Source organism: Thioalkalivibrio sp. XN279 (assembly GCF_011089885.1).
In the GTDB taxonomy this organism is placed as follows: Bacteria; Pseudomonadota; Gammaproteobacteria; order Steroidobacterales; family XN24; genus XN24.
Genome location: NZ_JAANBD010000029.1, coordinates 210,578 through 226,268, shown reverse-complemented (window position 1 = coordinate 226,268; position 15,691 = coordinate 210,578). Strand labels below are relative to the sequence as shown.

General features: G+C 60.3%; 13 protein-coding genes and 1 riboswitch. Of the genes, 12 read left to right on the top strand and 1 reads right to left on the bottom strand.

Annotated features, from left to right (window positions below):
- Positions 1-33 precede the first annotated feature (33 nt).
- Positions 34-306 (bottom strand): DciA family protein, encoded by a 273-nt coding sequence (locus G8346_RS13910; protein WP_166052344.1) that lies wholly within the window; start codon positions 304-306, stop codon positions 34-36.
- Positions 307-389: 83 nt separating this feature from the next.
- Positions 390-491: riboswitch (cyclic di-GMP riboswitch) on the top strand.
- An 84-nt stretch (positions 492-575) separates the two neighbouring features.
- Between G8346_RS13910 and G8346_RS15185 the strand changes: the two genes are divergently transcribed.
- The 12 genes from G8346_RS15185 (at position 576) to G8346_RS13850 (ending at position 15,669) form a co-directional block, all read left to right on the top strand.
- The gene (locus G8346_RS15185; RefSeq protein WP_166052342.1) at positions 576-1,481 is read left to right on the top strand and encodes a M23 family metallopeptidase; all 906 of its coding nucleotides are present in this window, start codon (positions 576-578) and stop codon (positions 1,479-1,481) included.
- A 169-nt stretch (positions 1,482-1,650) separates the two neighbouring features.
- On the top strand, positions 1,651-4,401 hold the full coding sequence (gene secA / locus G8346_RS13900; RefSeq protein ID WP_370520662.1) for a preprotein translocase subunit SecA: 2,751 nt from the start codon (positions 1,651-1,653) through the stop codon (positions 4,399-4,401).
- 34 nt (positions 4,402-4,435) lie between these two features.
- Positions 4,436-6,442 carry an acyltransferase family protein gene (locus G8346_RS13895; RefSeq protein ID WP_166052338.1) on the top strand — a complete coding sequence of 669 codons (2,007 nt, stop codon included), beginning with the start codon at positions 4,436-4,438 and terminating at the stop codon, positions 6,440-6,442.
- A gap of 195 nt (positions 6,443-6,637) precedes the next feature.
- A complete protein-coding gene (locus G8346_RS13890) occupies positions 6,638-7,894 on the top strand; it encodes a glycosyltransferase (RefSeq protein ID WP_370520661.1) in 1,257 nt (418 codons plus the stop codon).
- Positions 7,895-7,954: 60 nt separating this feature from the next.
- Entirely contained in the window at positions 7,955-8,734 is a 780-nt protein-coding gene (locus G8346_RS15180; RefSeq protein WP_166052336.1) for a class I SAM-dependent methyltransferase, read from the top strand.
- Positions 8,731-9,795, top strand: a complete 1,065-nt coding sequence (locus G8346_RS13880) for a glycosyltransferase family 4 protein (RefSeq protein WP_166052334.1) — start codon at positions 8,731-8,733, stop codon at positions 9,793-9,795. The genes G8346_RS15180 and G8346_RS13880 overlap by 4 nt, the downstream gene beginning before the upstream one ends.
- 477 nt (positions 9,796-10,272) lie before the next feature.
- The gene (gene rfbF / locus G8346_RS13875) at positions 10,273-11,046 is read left to right on the top strand and encodes a glucose-1-phosphate cytidylyltransferase (RefSeq protein ID WP_166052332.1); all 774 of its coding nucleotides are present in this window, start codon (positions 10,273-10,275) and stop codon (positions 11,044-11,046) included.
- Positions 11,043-12,110 (top strand): CDP-glucose 4,6-dehydratase, encoded by a 1,068-nt coding sequence (rfbG, locus tag G8346_RS13870; RefSeq protein ID WP_166052331.1) that lies wholly within the window; start codon positions 11,043-11,045, stop codon positions 12,108-12,110. The genes rfbF and rfbG overlap by 4 nt, the downstream gene beginning before the upstream one ends.
- A complete protein-coding gene (locus G8346_RS13865) occupies positions 12,107-12,670 on the top strand; it encodes a dTDP-4-dehydrorhamnose 3,5-epimerase family protein (RefSeq protein WP_166052329.1) in 564 nt (187 codons plus the stop codon). The genes rfbG and G8346_RS13865 overlap by 4 nt, the downstream gene beginning before the upstream one ends.
- On the top strand, positions 12,667-13,890 hold the full coding sequence (locus G8346_RS13860) for a class I SAM-dependent methyltransferase (protein ID WP_166052327.1): 1,224 nt from the start codon (positions 12,667-12,669) through the stop codon (positions 13,888-13,890). The genes G8346_RS13865 and G8346_RS13860 overlap by 4 nt, the downstream gene beginning before the upstream one ends.
- A 16-nt stretch (positions 13,891-13,906) precedes the next feature.
- Positions 13,907-14,728: an NAD(P)-dependent oxidoreductase gene (locus tag G8346_RS13855; protein ID WP_166052325.1), complete on the top strand. Its 822-nt coding sequence runs from the start codon at positions 13,907-13,909 to the stop codon at positions 14,726-14,728.
- 170 nt (positions 14,729-14,898) lie between these two features.
- On the top strand, positions 14,899-15,669 hold the full coding sequence (locus G8346_RS13850) for a cephalosporin hydroxylase family protein (protein WP_166052323.1): 771 nt from the start codon (positions 14,899-14,901) through the stop codon (positions 15,667-15,669).
- Positions 15,670-15,691: the final 22 nt, after the last annotated feature.

The window sequence follows — 15,691 nt, the reverse complement described above, 5'->3', positions numbered from 1 at the left end:
ACGGGCATGTGACGGTTCAGCCCGCCGGGAAGCTCAGGCCGGCCGCACCTTGACCCGCACCCGCGTCACCGCCCCGTCGTATCTCGGCGCCAGCTGCGCCACCAGCTCGGGGGCGTGGAAGCGGATGCGGCTGGCCCAGGCGGCGCTGTCGACCAGCACCACGACCTCGCCGTCGGCCTGGTGAAAAGCGGCCCCGGTGACGTGGGCGCCGAGGCCTTCGGGGAGCAATGTCCGCACCCGGGCGTCCAGTTCGCCGGCCTCGCGGGCGCGTTCGACCAGCCGTGACAGGTCGCTGCCTGACAGCAAGTCCTTGAGTTGCCTGGGTTCGCGCTGGCTGATGTGGTTTTCCGGGGTTGAGTGTGAGGGGATTTTCCTGCATCCTTCACCTGTTTGTAAAAGGGCTAAGGCGTCGAGAGGCGTCCTCGCAAAGCCACCGGTCCGAGGTGCCCGACCCCGCGCGGGGCCTGGCTGACGACAGCGGAGCTGCCAAACCACATGACGAATGAATTCATGCAAGCAATCGTGAACGCAGGTTTTGCCGCGCGGTATGCATTCGATCGCAGGCGGTGGGACCGGTGAATCTCTTCATATACACGACGCGGAACGGCCGCACCCGACAGGTGCCGCTGAGTTTCCGCGAGGTGCTGGCAGCCTCCTTCGCGGCCGTCGCCCTCGTCTTCACCGCCGGGCTCCTTGCGGGCCGCATGCTCCAGCCCGATCCCGAACAGGCCGTCTTCACCGAGTTGCGCACCCAGCTGGCGGCGCAGCAGGCGGAGCTCGACGCCATCCGCGACACCTCCGGCCGCAACCACGACGCCCTGGCGGCGCGGCTGGGCCAGCTCTCCGCCCACATCATCCGTCTCGATGCCCTCGGCCAGCGCCTGGTGAGCATGGCAGGCCTCGAGGAAGGCGAGTTCAACTTCGGCGACGAGCCGGCGTTGGGTGGTCCCGAGGCCATCGAGCACGCGGCGTCTCTGCAGTCGGGCGAGATCACGGCGCTGCTGGACGACCTCGACCACCAGATCCAGGACCGCTCGCGCCAGCTCGACATCCTCGAGGCGCTGATGTTCAACCGTCGCCTCACCGAGGCGGCGAGCATCGAGGGCCGGCCCATCCGCGGCGGCTGGATGTCCTCGGGCTTCGGCTACCGCACCGATCCTTTCACCGGCAAGCGCTCCTTCCACCGCGGCCTGGACTTCGTCAGCCCCAAGGGCAGCGACGTGCTGGCGGTGGCGGCCGGCGTGGTGACCTTCTCCGGCAAGCTGGCCAACTACGGTTACATGGTGGAGATCGACCACGGCAACGGTCTCGTCACCCGCTACGGCCACAACACCGAGAACCTGGTGGCCGTCGGCGACGCGGTGCAAAAGGGCGAGGTGATCGCGCTGGTGGGTTCCACGGGCCGCTCCACGGCGCCGCACGTGCACCTCGAGGTGTTCGACAACGGCCGCCCGGTGAACCCGCGCCAGTACCTGAGGTGAGCCGGCGGGGACCGGCGCCGGTTTCTCGCCCGGCCGGAGCCCGCAGTTTCGCCCACCGGCTCCAGCCCGTAAAATACCCTCTTTTTGAGCAGCGGCGGCCCCGGGCCGCTTCCGCTCGCCTTTTCCACGTGCGCCCGCCGTGTGCGAGCGCGCCCCGAGGTATCCAGTAGTGCGCAATCTGTTCGCAGGGATTTTCGGCAGCCGCAACCAGCGCCTGCTCAAGACGTACGGCAAGAAGGTCAGGCAGGTCAACGCCCTCGAGGAGCGCGTGGCGCAGCTCGACGAGGCAGGGATGAAGGCGCGCACGGCCGAGCTGAAGGCCGAGGTGGCCGGCGGCAAGACGCTGGACGAGGTGCTGCCCGAGGCCTTCGCCCTGGCGCGCGAGGCGGCGAAGCGCACCCTCGGCATGCGCCACTTCGACGTGCAGCTCATCGGCGGCATGGCGCTGCACGAGGGCAAGATCTCCGAGATGCGCACCGGCGAGGGCAAGACCCTGGTCGCCACCCTCCCGGCCTACCTCAACGCGTTGTCCGGCAAGGGCGTCCACATCGTCACCGTGAACGAGTACCTGGCGCGGCGCGACGCCGAGTGGATGGGGCCGGTGTACCGCATGCTCGGACTCGAGGTCGGCGTGATCCACGCCAACCAGGAGCCGGAGAAGAAGCGCGCCGCCTACGCCGCCGACATCACCTACGGCACCAACAACGAATTCGGCTTCGACTACCTGCGCGACAACCTGGCCTTCAGCCTGGACCAGCGCGCGCAGCGCGGGCTCAACTTCGCCGTGGTCGACGAGGTGGACTCCATCCTCATCGACGAGGCGCGCACGCCGCTGATCATCTCCGGCCCGGCCGAGGACAGCACCGAGACCTATCTCGCGGTGAACAAGCTGGTGCCGTCGCTGAAGCCGGCCGCCGACAAGGACAGCCCGGGCGACTTCACCATCGACGAGAAGTCGCGCCAGGTCTACCTCACCGAGTCCGGCCACGCCCACGTCGAGGACTTGATGGCCAGGGCGGGGCTGATCAAGGAAGGCGAGAGCCTGTACGACGCGCGCAACATCATGCTCATGCAGCATCTCTCGGCGGCGCTGCGGGCGCACTTCGTCTACCAGCGCGACGTGGAGTACATCGTCAAGGACGGCGAGGTGGTGATCGTCGACGAGTTCACCGGCCGCACCATGCCGGGGCGGCGCTGGTCCGACGGCCTGCACCAGGCCATCGAGGCCAAGGAAGGCGTGAAGGTGCGCCAGGAGAACCAGACCCTGGCCTCCATCACCTTCCAGAACTACTTCCGCATGTACAAGACGCTGTCGGGCATGACCGGCACGGCCGACACCGAAGCCTTCGAGTTCATGCAGATCTACGGCCTCGAGGTGGTGGTCATCCCCACCAACCAGCCGATGGTCCGCGCCGACCATCCCGACCTGGTGTACCTGACCAAGAAGGACAAGTTCGAGGCCATTCTCGAGGACATGCGCGACTGCCAGCAGCGCGGCCAGCCGGTGCTCGTCGGCACCACCTCGATCGAGACCTCCGAGCTGCTGTCCGGGATCCTCAAGAAGGAGGGTCTCAAGCACGAGGTGCTGAACGCCAAGCAGCACGAGCGCGAGGCCGAGATCGTGGCCCAGGCCGGCCGGCCCGGCGCCATCACCATCGCCACCAACATGGCCGGCCGCGGCACCGACATCGTGCTCGGCGGCAACCTCGCCAAGGAGCTGGCCGAGGCGGGCGACGACGAGGCGACGCAGGAGAAGGTGCGCGCCGACTGGCAGCAGCGCCACCAGCAGGTGGTCGATGCCGGCGGGCTGCACATCATCGGCACCGAGCGCCACGAGTCGCGGCGCATCGACAACCAGCTGCGCGGCCGCTCCGGGCGCCAGGGCGACCCTGGCTCCAGCCGCTTCTACCTGTCGATGGAAGACAACCTCATGCGCATCTTCGGCGAGCCGGAGAAGACCAAGGCGCTGCTGTCGCGCGTCGGCATGAAGGAAGGCGAGGTCATCGAGAGCAAGCTGCTGTCGCGCCAGATCGAGCGCGCCCAGCGCAAGGTCGAGGCGCACAACTTCGACATCCGCAAGCAGCTGTTGAAGTACGACGACGTCGCCAACGACCAGCGCCGCGTGATCTACGCCCAGCGCACCGAGTTGATGGAAGCCGAGGAGATCGGGGATTCCATCGCCGGCATCCGCGAAGAAGTGGTCAACGAGCTGGTGGAGAAGTTCGTCGCTTCGGACAGCGTCGAGGAACAATGGGACCTCGAGGGCCTGGAGCAGGCGCTGGAGACCGACTTCGCGTTGAAGCTGGAGTTGCAGGACTGGGTCACGCACGACCAGAACGCCGACCCCGAGGCCATCCGCGCCCACGTGCTCGAAGCCGCCGACAATGCGTATGAAGAGAAGGTCGAGCAGATCGGCGCGCCCGTCATGCGGCACTTCGAGAAGGCCGTGATGCTGCAGCAGCTCGACATCGCCTGGAAGGAGCACCTCGCGGCGATGGATTACCTCCGGCAGGGCATCCACCTGCGCGGCTACGCGCAGAAGAATCCCGAGCAGGAATACAAGCGCGAAGCCTTCGACATGTTCGGCCAGATGCTGGACCGCGTGAAGCACGACGTCATCAGCATCGTCTCCCGCGTCAAGATCCGCACCCAGGACGAAGTCGACGCCCTCGAGCGCCAGCGCCGCGAGGCCGCCGCCGCCAAGATGCAGCTCGAGCACGCCGCCGCGCAGTCAGCGATGGGCGGGGACGCGCCGGCGGGACCGGTGGCGGATCCGTTTGCTGCGGGCGGTGCAGGCCGGGGCGGGGCCGGGCCGGCGCCGGAGCCGTTTGTCAGGGATGAGAAGAAGGTCGGAAGGAACGAGCCCTGTCCTTGCGGCTCGGGGAAGAAGTACAAGCATTGTCATGGGAAGTTGAGCTAGCAAGCACAGTCCCTGGCAGGGAGGCACGGGATCGTTGACGGGCAAAGCGCGGTCTCACGAACTCGGCTTTCGCCCTGACCTACAAGGTCTGCGTGCCATCGCAGTCCTGCTCGTTGTCCTCGATCACGCGGGATTCAGCGCGTTCTCCGGCGGATTCGTCGGTGTAGATATATTCTTCGTACTTTCGGGGTATCTGATCACCGCCCTCTTGCTGCGGCAGCTGAACGCTACAGGTCGCATCCACCTGCTAGAGTTTTATGCCAGGCGTCTGAGGCGGCTGTTGCCGGCCCTCGCGGTAATGCTCGCGGGAACCTTCGGCTTGGCAGTGTGGCTGCTGTCTTCATTTGAGGCAGAAGCGCAGTTGCGCTCTGGGGCGTACGCGGCGACGTGGACCAGCAATATCTATTTCGTCTTCGCCCAAATTGACTATTTCGACGATCTAGCCGCCCGGGACCTTTTCTTGCACACGTGGTCTCTCGGAGTGGAGGAGCAGTTCTACCTGGTCTGGCCCGTACTGCTGATCTGCTTTTTCAATTTGGGGCGGAGACTTCGAGGAGATACCGACCAGGGTATTTTTTGGGGCCTGGTTGCCATAGCAACATCGAGCTTTCTGCTGAGCCTGTACTGGTCGTTCGCAAGCCCGAGAGCAGCGTTTTTCATGATGCTAGCACGGATGTGGCAGTTTGCGCTCGGTGGATTGCTGCTCTTCATATGCCGGACCAGAGTCCTGGCGGCGCTTCCCGCGAATCCACACCCCAGAGCATCTCCCCTGGTGCGCGCCATACTTGGCACCGGACTCGCATTGATTCTTTTCAGCGCGATTTACCTGGATAAAACTGTTGCGTATCCGGGTCTATGGGCCCTGATGCCGTCTATTGGTGCCGCGCTGACAATAGTTGCGGGCTCGCTTCACGCGCGAGGTACGAGAGGTCTACTAACGCATCGCGGCTTGGTCTGGCTGGGTGACCGTTCCTATTCCCTCTATCTCTGGCACTGGCCGGTCCTGATACTCGGGTTGTCTCTTGGGGTCGAGGAGGAGAGTGTCCAGACCGTAAGTCTGGTCCTTTGTGCTCTATTGTTCGCGATTTTCAGCTACCGGTACGTCGAACTCCCATTCTGGAAGGGCGGCGTGATGGACCGCCCGCTTGAGAGGGTTCTCTTGTCTGGGGCTTTGGTGATGTTGACGCTCGTGGCCGTGTCGGTCCATGTCGATCGTCTCATGCATACGCGTGTTATCGCGGAACGGCCGCCAGGTTTCTCAAAAATCACAGTCCCTGAGATCTACCGAAAGTCGTGTGACGCATGGATAGCCCATGCACGCGTCGAGCCATGTGTCTTTGGTCCGGCAGACGCGCCGCGGACCGTTGTCCTGCTTGGAGACAGCATAGGTGTACAGTGGTTTTCAGCGGTCCCGGAGATATTCCGGGCGCCGGAATGGCGGACGGTGGTGCTCACCAAATCGTCCTGCCCGATGGTCGACGAGGATTTTTTTTACACGAGGATCGGTGCGATCTACGAGGTCTGTGCGGAATGGCGGGAGGGTGTCCTCAATTGGCTTGACCGGGAACGCCCTGATGTGCTGATTTTTGGGAGTTTCGCAGGATACGAATTTAGCGCGGAACAGTGGCATGAGGGTACGCGCCGAATACTTGATCGTGTCTCAGAAGCAGCCGATTCAGTAATATTGATTCCGGGCACGCCTAGCTTGGGCTTTCATGGTCCCGGCTGTTTGATGAGAGGGGACCCCTCGCGGCATGAATTGCTCTTGGACCGGTGCAAGGCGCAGGGGCGCACAGCGCTTGTTAGGCCTAATGAGCGTCTCCTGGAGCAGGCTGCTGAGCCGTATGCAAACGTCCACTTCGCCAACTTCAATGACCTCGTTTGTCCGGATGACGTGTGTGCTGCCATGAGTGAAACTGGGATATTAGTGTTCCGTGATAATCAGCATCTGAACGATTCCTTTGTCAAGATGTGGGTTCCCGTCCTGCGTCAGCGGCTAGTAGATCATCTTGGCGAATCCAATGTATCTACGTCTCGATAGCTAGGTTTATTGCGCCCAGAAGTGACTCGACCCGAGGACAATGATGTCGTTGTTGGCTGCGGCCGCTCAAGCCTCGGAATCCATGAGGCGTTCGCTACCCCTAACTCGAGATATTCGCTGGAGTGGGCCCATGGTCGACTTATGCTTTGTCTCAATTAAAGCCAGTATGGCTTGCGTTTTTGTAACGAGTCTCCAGTGAACGACAAGAAGCCGCTTCGCGTCCTGATGCTCACCTCCACGCTGCCCCGCTGGGAAGGCGACAGCGAGCCGCGCTTCGTGCTCGACCTAGCGCGGCATCTCAGCGACGAGATTGATGTCGAAATCCTGGCGCCGCATGCGACTGGCGCCGCGCGCCGGGAAGTGCTCGATGGCATCCCCGTCACCCGCTTCCGTTACTGGATACCATGGTGGCAGTCGGTGGCCTACGAGGGCGGCATCAGCTGGCGTCTGAAGGAGAACCGCTGGCGCCTGTTCCAGGTGCCGTTCTTCATGCTGAGCCTGGCCTGGCACACCGTGCGTCGCCTGCGTCGTGGGCCGCCGGTGGATATCGTGCACGCGCACTGGATCGTGCCCCAGGGACTGGTCGCCGTTTTGGTGCGCGGGCTCGCTGGTCGTCGCGTGCGGGTGGTCTGCACGAGTCATGGTGGCGATTTGTTTGGCTTGCGGGGCAAGGCGTGGACCGCCATAAAGCGTTGGGTATTACGGCGGTGTGATGCTGTCACGGTGGTCAGCAACGCAATGGCCGATCGGGTCCGGGAGATTGCTCCGAATGTCGAGCCTGAGGTGATTCCGATGGGGACGGACCTGCGGAGTCTGTTCACGCCGCCGGAGGAACCGAGGCAGCCACCGTTCAATAGGTTGATATTCGTTGGGCGGCTGGTGGAAAAGAAAGGCGTCAAGTACCTGCTCGAGGCGATGGCGCTGGTTCGCAAGACGCATCTCGACGTCACGCTCGATATCGTGGGGCATGGTCCGCTGCGGGCTGAGCTCGAAGCGCAAGCGCGGGCCTTGGGCTTGGAGGATTGTGTTCGGTTCGTCGGCGCTGTCCCGCATGCTGAATTGCCGGACTACTATCGGGCAGCGGATATCGCGGTTTTTCCCTTTGTTGAAGCTGAGAGCGGCGACCAGGAGGGGTTCGGTCTGGTGATGGTTGAGGCGATGGGGTGTGGGTGCACAGTGATCGCATCGGAGCTCCCTGCGGTACGTGATGTCATCCTCCACGAACAAACGGGTATTTCCACGCCTGCTCGCGGCGCGAAAACGCTTGCCGATGCCCTGACTCAATTATTGGCCGAGTCGGATGGCTTCCCGGACATCGCAAAGCGCGGAGTGGCGCACGCTCAGCGCCGCTTTGACTGGTCGGTGACTGCAGCCAGGTTTGTTGAAGCAATGCGAGCCGTGGCGCAGCGAGACCGCACAGCGCCTTCACCATCACGTCGAGCAGAACTGTGAGCGATAAAAGTGAGCCAACATCCTATCCCCGGTGCCCACGAGCGGCGCGGACATGCTTCCATGGACCTGCAGAGTCGGGATGCGAAAGCTCGAAAGATCGAGAATTTGCTATCTCTGCGAGAACGCGATGGTCCTCTGAAGATACTTGAAGTCGGCACGGGCTCAGGTGGAATAGCGAGTTATTTCGGTTGCCATCCGACCCTTCGCTGTGAGGTCGATGCGGTTGACGTCAGCGATAGCCGCCAGTCGAAGGAGGGATTTCGGTTCCAGCAAGTGAATGGCGTCGAACTTCCCTTTCCGGACGCGGTATACGACGTCGTCATCAGCAACCACGTTATCGAGCATGTGGGTGATCACGATGCACAAAGGCAACATTTGGCGGAGCTTCATCGCGTAATCAAGCGCGACGGAATTGGATATCTCGCGGTGCCCAATCGTTGGCAACTCGTAGAGCCACATTACAGGTTGGCATTTCTGAGCTGGCTGCCCGAGCGCTGGCGTAGTGCATACGTCCGATATAGCGGACGGGGTCAAGATTACGATTGTCGTCCACTGACGGTGAGGGTGTTGGAGCCGATGATCGCGGAAGCCGGATTCCGGTGCCAGCAGCAGCTGGGCCGCGCTGTGCGAAGCACCTTCGAGTTGGAGCGACCCGGCGCGTTGAGCTATCGGACAATCCTGAAGCATCTCCCGGACGAGAGCTACCGTATCTTACGGCGCGTTTTCCCCACGCTCATTTATTTGCTAACGCCAAAGGTGGTACAGAGAGGCGCCAGTCCCCAACATGCCCAGTCGATTGGTTTGTCTAATTCCCTTGGGTCCATCTGGCACGACGAATGAAAATCCTGTTCCTGTGTAAGCGGTTCTACACGAGCAAGGACCTGATCGGGGATAGGTTCGGCCGACTGTTTCATATCCCGGTGCAACTTGCACGCCTTGGCGCTGAGGTGTCGGTCATAGCGCTGGATTACCGGAATGCATGTGCCACTGAGACGATGATCGAAGGGGTTGCCTTCCGAGCCGAACCGGCCAAGGCAAGTCGACTCGTGGGCACGATGTTCCGCCTGAGACAAACGGTAAGAAATTCACGGCCAGACGTCATTATTGCTAGTGGTGACAGTCACATTGGCTTTTTTGCGCGCCTCCTTTCCTTATCAGTGGGCGCTAAATTCGTTTTCGACGTCTACGATTACTACCCGGCGTTTTCGGGCAACCGACTGCCTGGGATGAAGCCTATGTTCAGAGCTGCCGTTCGGAAGGCGGACCTTGTGTTTTGCGCCAGCGTTCCACTTCTCGACAAGCTCTTGGTTCAAAATCAGCATGTCGCTCTGGTCGAGAACGGAGTGGACCGGGCCGTCTTTTTCCCCATGGACAAGCGATCTGCCAGAGAGTCTCTCGGACTGCCGATTGATTCACCAATATTCGGCTATTTTGGCGCAATCACGCCTAAGCGCGGGCCCCTATTGCTGCAGGCAGCGGAGCTGCTCAGAGCTGAGTTCGGCGGTTTGCGTGTCCTGATGGCGGGGCCGATCATTGGGATCAATCCTTCAAGCGAGTTTTTGGACTATCGAGGGATTTTGCCGCAATCAGGCCTGAGTCTATTGATCGCCGCATGTGATGTCGTCGTCGTCCCCTATGAGCGGGATGCACAAATTGACCTGTCAGGCGCTTGCAAGATTGCCGAATACCTCGCTTGCGAACGGCCTGTTGTGGCAACGCGTGTCGCTGGGCATGAGCTTATTTTCGGTGACACGCCAGACAGTCTGTGTGAGCCTATCGCTTCCGATCTCGCGCGCGCCTTGTCAGCGTGTTTCGACAAGCCAAGGATTGCTCCTTTTCCGGATAAATATGATTGGTCAAATATCGGGCGGAGCGTGATGGATTCCATTTGGGCTCTTTAAATCCTTTCGTGACAACCTGACATGGACCGTATGAAGGGATCACCCCAGGAGTCCAGGGGCTTCATCCCTTAAGGTGCCATGGGGCGACGCCGAGCATTTTATTCGACGGACGAGGATGGCCCGCCCGCGACTCTGTGGCAGGGCCAACTATGGTGTGGCCGTCATGCCAACTGGTGGGGCTGCAGCCACGAGCGCGGAGGCTCTGCCTACGAGCCTCTTGCAACCGTAAATGCGGCCGTCGCGATACTACTCAATCGCGGTCAGTGAGTGATAGTGAACGCTGAACTTCGAAAGCCCGCGCCGCTATCGGTGACGACGCCGCGCGGCCCATCGAAACGGTGCTGCATATTGCTTATACTTCGTTATTAATATAAGTAATCAAAAAAAACACTTGGGGCTTGGCATCGGATCGATTGAGGATCAGGCGGCAAAGCGTTTGAAGCCCAGCACAGCGCCGCGGTACCAACGAGAGCAAACATGAAGGCTGTTATCCTCGCGGGTGGACTAGGGACCCGGATTTCCGAGGAGACCCACATGAAGCCCAAGCCGATGATTGAGATCGGCGGTCGCCCAATACTGTGGCACATCCTAAAGCTGTACTCTGCCCATGGCGTAAATGAGTTCGTGATCTGTTGCGGCTACAAGGGCTACCTGATCAAGGAATACTTCGCAAACTATTTCCTGCACATGTCGGATGTCACCTTCGACATGTCTAATAACAGCATGGAGGTTCACCAGCACAAGGCTGAGCCTTGGAAGGTCACCTTGGTGGATACCGGCGAGCATACGATGACCGGTGGGCGCCTCCGGCGCGTTTCTGACTACATCCGGGATGAGGATGCCTTCTGCTTCACCTACGGCGACGGTCTCAGCAATGTCGATATCACAGCGCTGATACGCTATCACCATGACCATGGGTACTGGGCCACCATAACTGGGGTTCGCCCTCCCGGTCGTTACGGCGCCATCGATCGGTCTGGCGATATGGTCACTGGCTTTACAGAGAAACCTCGAGGGGATGGCGGCCTTATCAATGGTGGTTTTTTTGTGCTTTCACCGCGCTGCCTCGACCTCATCGATGGCGATACCAGCAGTTGGGAAGGGAAGCCTCTGGCCGAGCTGGCTCGCATGGGGCAGATGATGGCCTTTCAGCATCAAGGTTTCTGGCAACCGATGGACACGCTGCGGGATAAAAACCAGCTCGAAGAGCTTTGGAGCTCTGGCGCAGCACCCTGGAAGATTTGGTCTTGAGGTACGTCAACCCGCGGCCCCGCTTCTGGCGCGGCAAGCGTGTTCTCCTCACCGGGCACACCGGTTTCAAGGGTTCCTGGCTCGCGCTTTGGCTCAACCGCTTGGGTGCGAGCGTTACGGGTATTGCCCTGCCGCCAACCTCTGAACCAAACCTTTTCACGCTGGCTGATATCTCGTTACTCCTCGAAAGCCACGAGATCGATATCCGTGATGCGGACGCGCTTGCGTACTGGATCGGGGCCGCCGATCCTGAAATCGTGTTTCATTTGGCTGCGCAGCCCCTAGTGCGGGCCAGTTACCGGGATCCGCTTGGGACTTTTTCTACCAACATTCAAGGCACTGCCAATCTCCTCGAGGCCTTGCGTCCACTTCCGCATCTTCGCGTTGTTGTTGCCATTACCACAGACAAGGTTTACCAAAACCTAGAACATCCATTTCCTTATCGAGAAACCGACGCGTTGGGCGGGCACGATCCCTACAGTGCCAGCAAAGCCGCCTCTGAGTTAGTCATCGCGAGTTACCGTGATGCCTTTCTCGCCGAGCGGGGTATTGCTGTAGCCTCCGCGCGCGCCGGAAACGTCATTGGCGGCGGCGACTGGTCGGAGGATCGCCTGATTCCAGATGCGGTGAGAGCGTGGAGCGCTGGGCGATCCCTCTTCGTTCGGAACCCCGCCGCAACCCGGCCTTGGCAGCACGTGCTGGAACCTCTTGGTGCCTACCTGCGGTTGGCGGAACGACTGTGGGATCAGCCGGCCCTTGCGGGGCCCTACAACTTTGGCCCGCTGCCTCACGAGGCTGTGTCGGTCCGTGAGGTGATCGAGCTGGCTCGCGCCGCCTACGGTGCCGGGGCCATAGACTACCGCGACGGCGCCGATGGCCCTCACGAAGCCGGCTGGCTTGCGCTGGAGATCACAAAGGCCCGAACCATACTAGACGTGCAGCCCCGCTGGTCCCTGTCTCAGGCGGTCACTAGAACGCTCCAGTGGTATCGAGAGCAAGCGTCTGGTGCGAGCGCCCTCACACTATCCGAGGCCGATATAGCTGCATTCGTTGGCACGCCATGAGACGGTTCACTCTCGCCAATACCCCGTTGGCAGGGCTCTCCCTACTGACACGCCACCCAATCGGCGACCAACGTGGCCGTTTGGACAGGCTCTTTTGCCGCGCAGAACTGGCTGATCTGCTCAAAGGAAGAGGTATTGAGCAAATCAACCACACGCTCACAGTGAAGGCGGGGACGGTGCGGGGCATGCATTTCCAGTACCCGCCTCATGCCGAAATGAAGCTGGTCACCTGCGTTAAGGGCGAGGTGTTCGATGTCGCGGTCGATCTCCGGTGGCGATCGCCGAGTTTCCTGTGCTGGCACGCAGAACGTCTGAGCGCCACGAATCGACGAACTCTGGTCATCCCCGAAGGCTTTGCGCACGGTTTCCAGACGCTCGCCGACGATTGCGAGGTCTTCTATCTGCACACCGCCGCCTATCACTCGGACGCCGAAGGCGCGCTCAATGCCCTCGACCCGCGTCTCGGTATAGCCTGGCCTCTGCCGGTCGGAGACCGGTCCGATCGGGATCAGACACATCCCTTCCTGGATGAGTTTTTTATGGGGGTGGACGTATTGTGAACTGCCGCCATTGTTGCACCCGACTCCAACACGTCTTCTTGGACCTGGGTTTTGCACCGCCGTCCAACGCCTACCTGACCGAGGCAGACCTCCACAGCCCCGAGCTGTATTACCCGCTCAAGCTCTATGTCTGCGATCACTGCTGGCTTGTCCAGACAGAAGACTACGCTCAACCCGAGGAGCTGTTCCGCTCCGACTACGCGTACTTTTCCTCGACATCAACGACATGGTTGGCACATGCGGCCCGCTACACGGAGATGATCCGTAGGCGCCTAGGGCTTGATGTTGCCAGCTTCGTCATCGAGGTTGCGGCGAATGATGGTTACCTGCTCAAAAACTTCGTCGTCGCCGGCATACCCTGTCTCGGGATTGAGCCGGCTGCCGGCACAGCCGCGGAAGCGGAAGCACAGGGCATCCCAGTGCTACGTGAGTTCTTCGGCGCCGCGTTGGGCCAGCGCCTGGCAGACGCAGGCCAACAGGCCGACCTTATCATCGGCAACAACGTCTACGCGCATGTTCCGGACATCAACGACTTCACTGTCGGTCTCCGACAGGCACTAAAGCCCGGCGGGACAATCACCCTGGAATTTCCGCACCTGCTGCGGCTGATCCAACACACGCAGTTCGACACTGTCTACCACGAGCATTTCTCATACCTCTCGCTCCATACGGTACAGCGGATTTTCTCGGTGCACAGTTTGCGCATATGGGATGTCGAGCAATTGCTCACCCACGGCGGTAGCCTTCGTGTCTATGGGGTTCATGCCGAAGATCAACGGAAGACAACAGATAGGTTGGGTGCGATCCTCGACGCGGAATCGCGGGCCGGCCTCCGCGACCTCAATGTCTACCAAAGGTTCCAGCCCCGTGCGGACAAGGTAAAGGACGATCTTGTGGCTTACCTCATCGAACAGAAGCGCACTGGCCGAAAGGTTGCGGGCTATGGCGCAGCTGCCAAAGGCAGCACCCTGTTGAACTACGCTGGTATTAAGCCCGACCTGTTGCCCTTCGTCTGCGATGCTGCCGTATCCAAGCAGGGGCGTTATCTGCCTGGCAGTCATATCCCAATAAAATCTCCGCAGGCATTACTCGATCAGCCACCAGATGACTTGTTGATCCTGCCGTGGAACATAGCTGACGAACTCCGAAGCCAATTTGTCGCACTGGATGAGCGAGGCACGCGGTTTGTGACTGCCGTACCAACACTGCGTGCCATATGACTGAGGCGCTCGAGACATGATCCTGGTTACCGGTGGCGACGGGTTCGTTGGTCGTCAGGTCGTCCGCAGCCTTGCCAAGAAACGACATCCCTTGAGATTGGTCCTGCGTAACGGGTCATCAACCTCAATCCCTTTGGAACACGGTGTCCACGTTATAGAAACACCTGACCTTTTCCAGGCAAAGCCATCTTGGTGGAAATCGGTCTTGGATGGAGTGGATACGGTGATTCACTTGGCATGGTATACGGAACCAGGCAAGTATCTTGATTCGGACCAAAACGTGACGTGTCTTAAGGGCACCATCGATTTGGCCCACGCTAGTATCCAGGCCGGCGTTCGCAGATTCGTAGGTGTTGGCACCTGTTTTGAGTACGATCTAGATGTTGGCACGGTGACCACCGACACCCCGCTCAAGCCACAAAGCCTTTACGCAGCCTGCAAGGCGTCTGCGTTTCTCGTGCTGAGCCAGTTGCTGCCATCATTGGGTGTGCACTTTGCCTGGTGTCGTTTGTTCTACCTTTATGGGGAGGGCGAGGATCCGCGTCGTCTTGTTCCGTACCTCCGCCGGCAACTAAGCGCCGGTGAGCCGGCGGAGTTGACTAGCGGAACACAGATTCGCGATTTTCTCGATGTCCGGGAGGCCGGCGAGCTGATCGCGGAAGCAGCTCTTGGTCACCGTCAGGGGCCAATCAACATCTGTTCCGGAGTGCCGGTTACGGTGCGGCAGTTGGCCGAGGAGATCGCGGACGAATTTGGGCGGCGGGATCTTTTGCAGTTTGGCGCGCGGCAAGACAACCTTTTCGATCCGCCGCGCGTGGTAGGTGTTCGCGAGCCTTGAAAAAAGGGGGCGGTCAGAATTCTCCCACATGCCGGAAACCGATGTTGATCGTGCGCTCTTCTGATAACCGTGTGTTCCGCTGATGGCGAGCTGATGGAACAATAGATCCGAAATCCATCTGAGAAACTGACAATGTGCCAAGTAAATCTAATAGTGTGGCGGTGACGACTGTGACAAAGTTCGAACAAGAGGTGATCGATCGACTCTCCGCTAACGCGAGTAACCCAGAATTGGTGGAGGCCGCCCACAATTTCATGCTCGCATCGACCCGGCCAAAATACTCCTACAACTTTTTCTGGTGCGGGCGCCCCGTCATCCAATATCCTCAGGACATCGTGGCGCTCCAGGAACTGATCTGGCAAATCAAGCCGGACCTAATCATCGAAACCGGTATCGCGCACGGTGGCTCGCTGATCTTCAGCGCCTCGATGCTGGCATTGCTTGATTATTGCGACGCTTTGGAAAACGGGGTTGCGATGGATCCCAGGCAACCTCGTCGCCACGTGCTCGGTGTCGACATTGACATTCGCGCCCATAACCGTGCAGCAATTGAGGCGCATCCGTTATCGAATCGCATCAATATGATCGAGGGTTCATCCATAGACTCAGTTATCGTCAAGCGGATTCATTCCATGGCCGAAGGCTTCGAGTGTGTGCTGGTTTGTCTCGACAGCAATCATACCTACGAACACGTTCTCGGCGAGCTTGATGCTTATGCGTCGCTAGTAACCCCTGGTAGCTACCTTGTGGTTTTCGACACTATTATCGAGAACCTACCGGCATACATGTTTCCCGATCGTCCTTGGGGTCCCGGGGATAATCCCAAGACGGCTGTCTGGGAGTTCCTCAAGAGCCATCCTGAGTTTCAGGTCGACAAAGATATCCAGAACAAGCTGCTGATTACCGTGGCACCAGACGGATACTTGAAACGGGTGCGTTGAGCCGGTGCGGTACGCGGCGTAC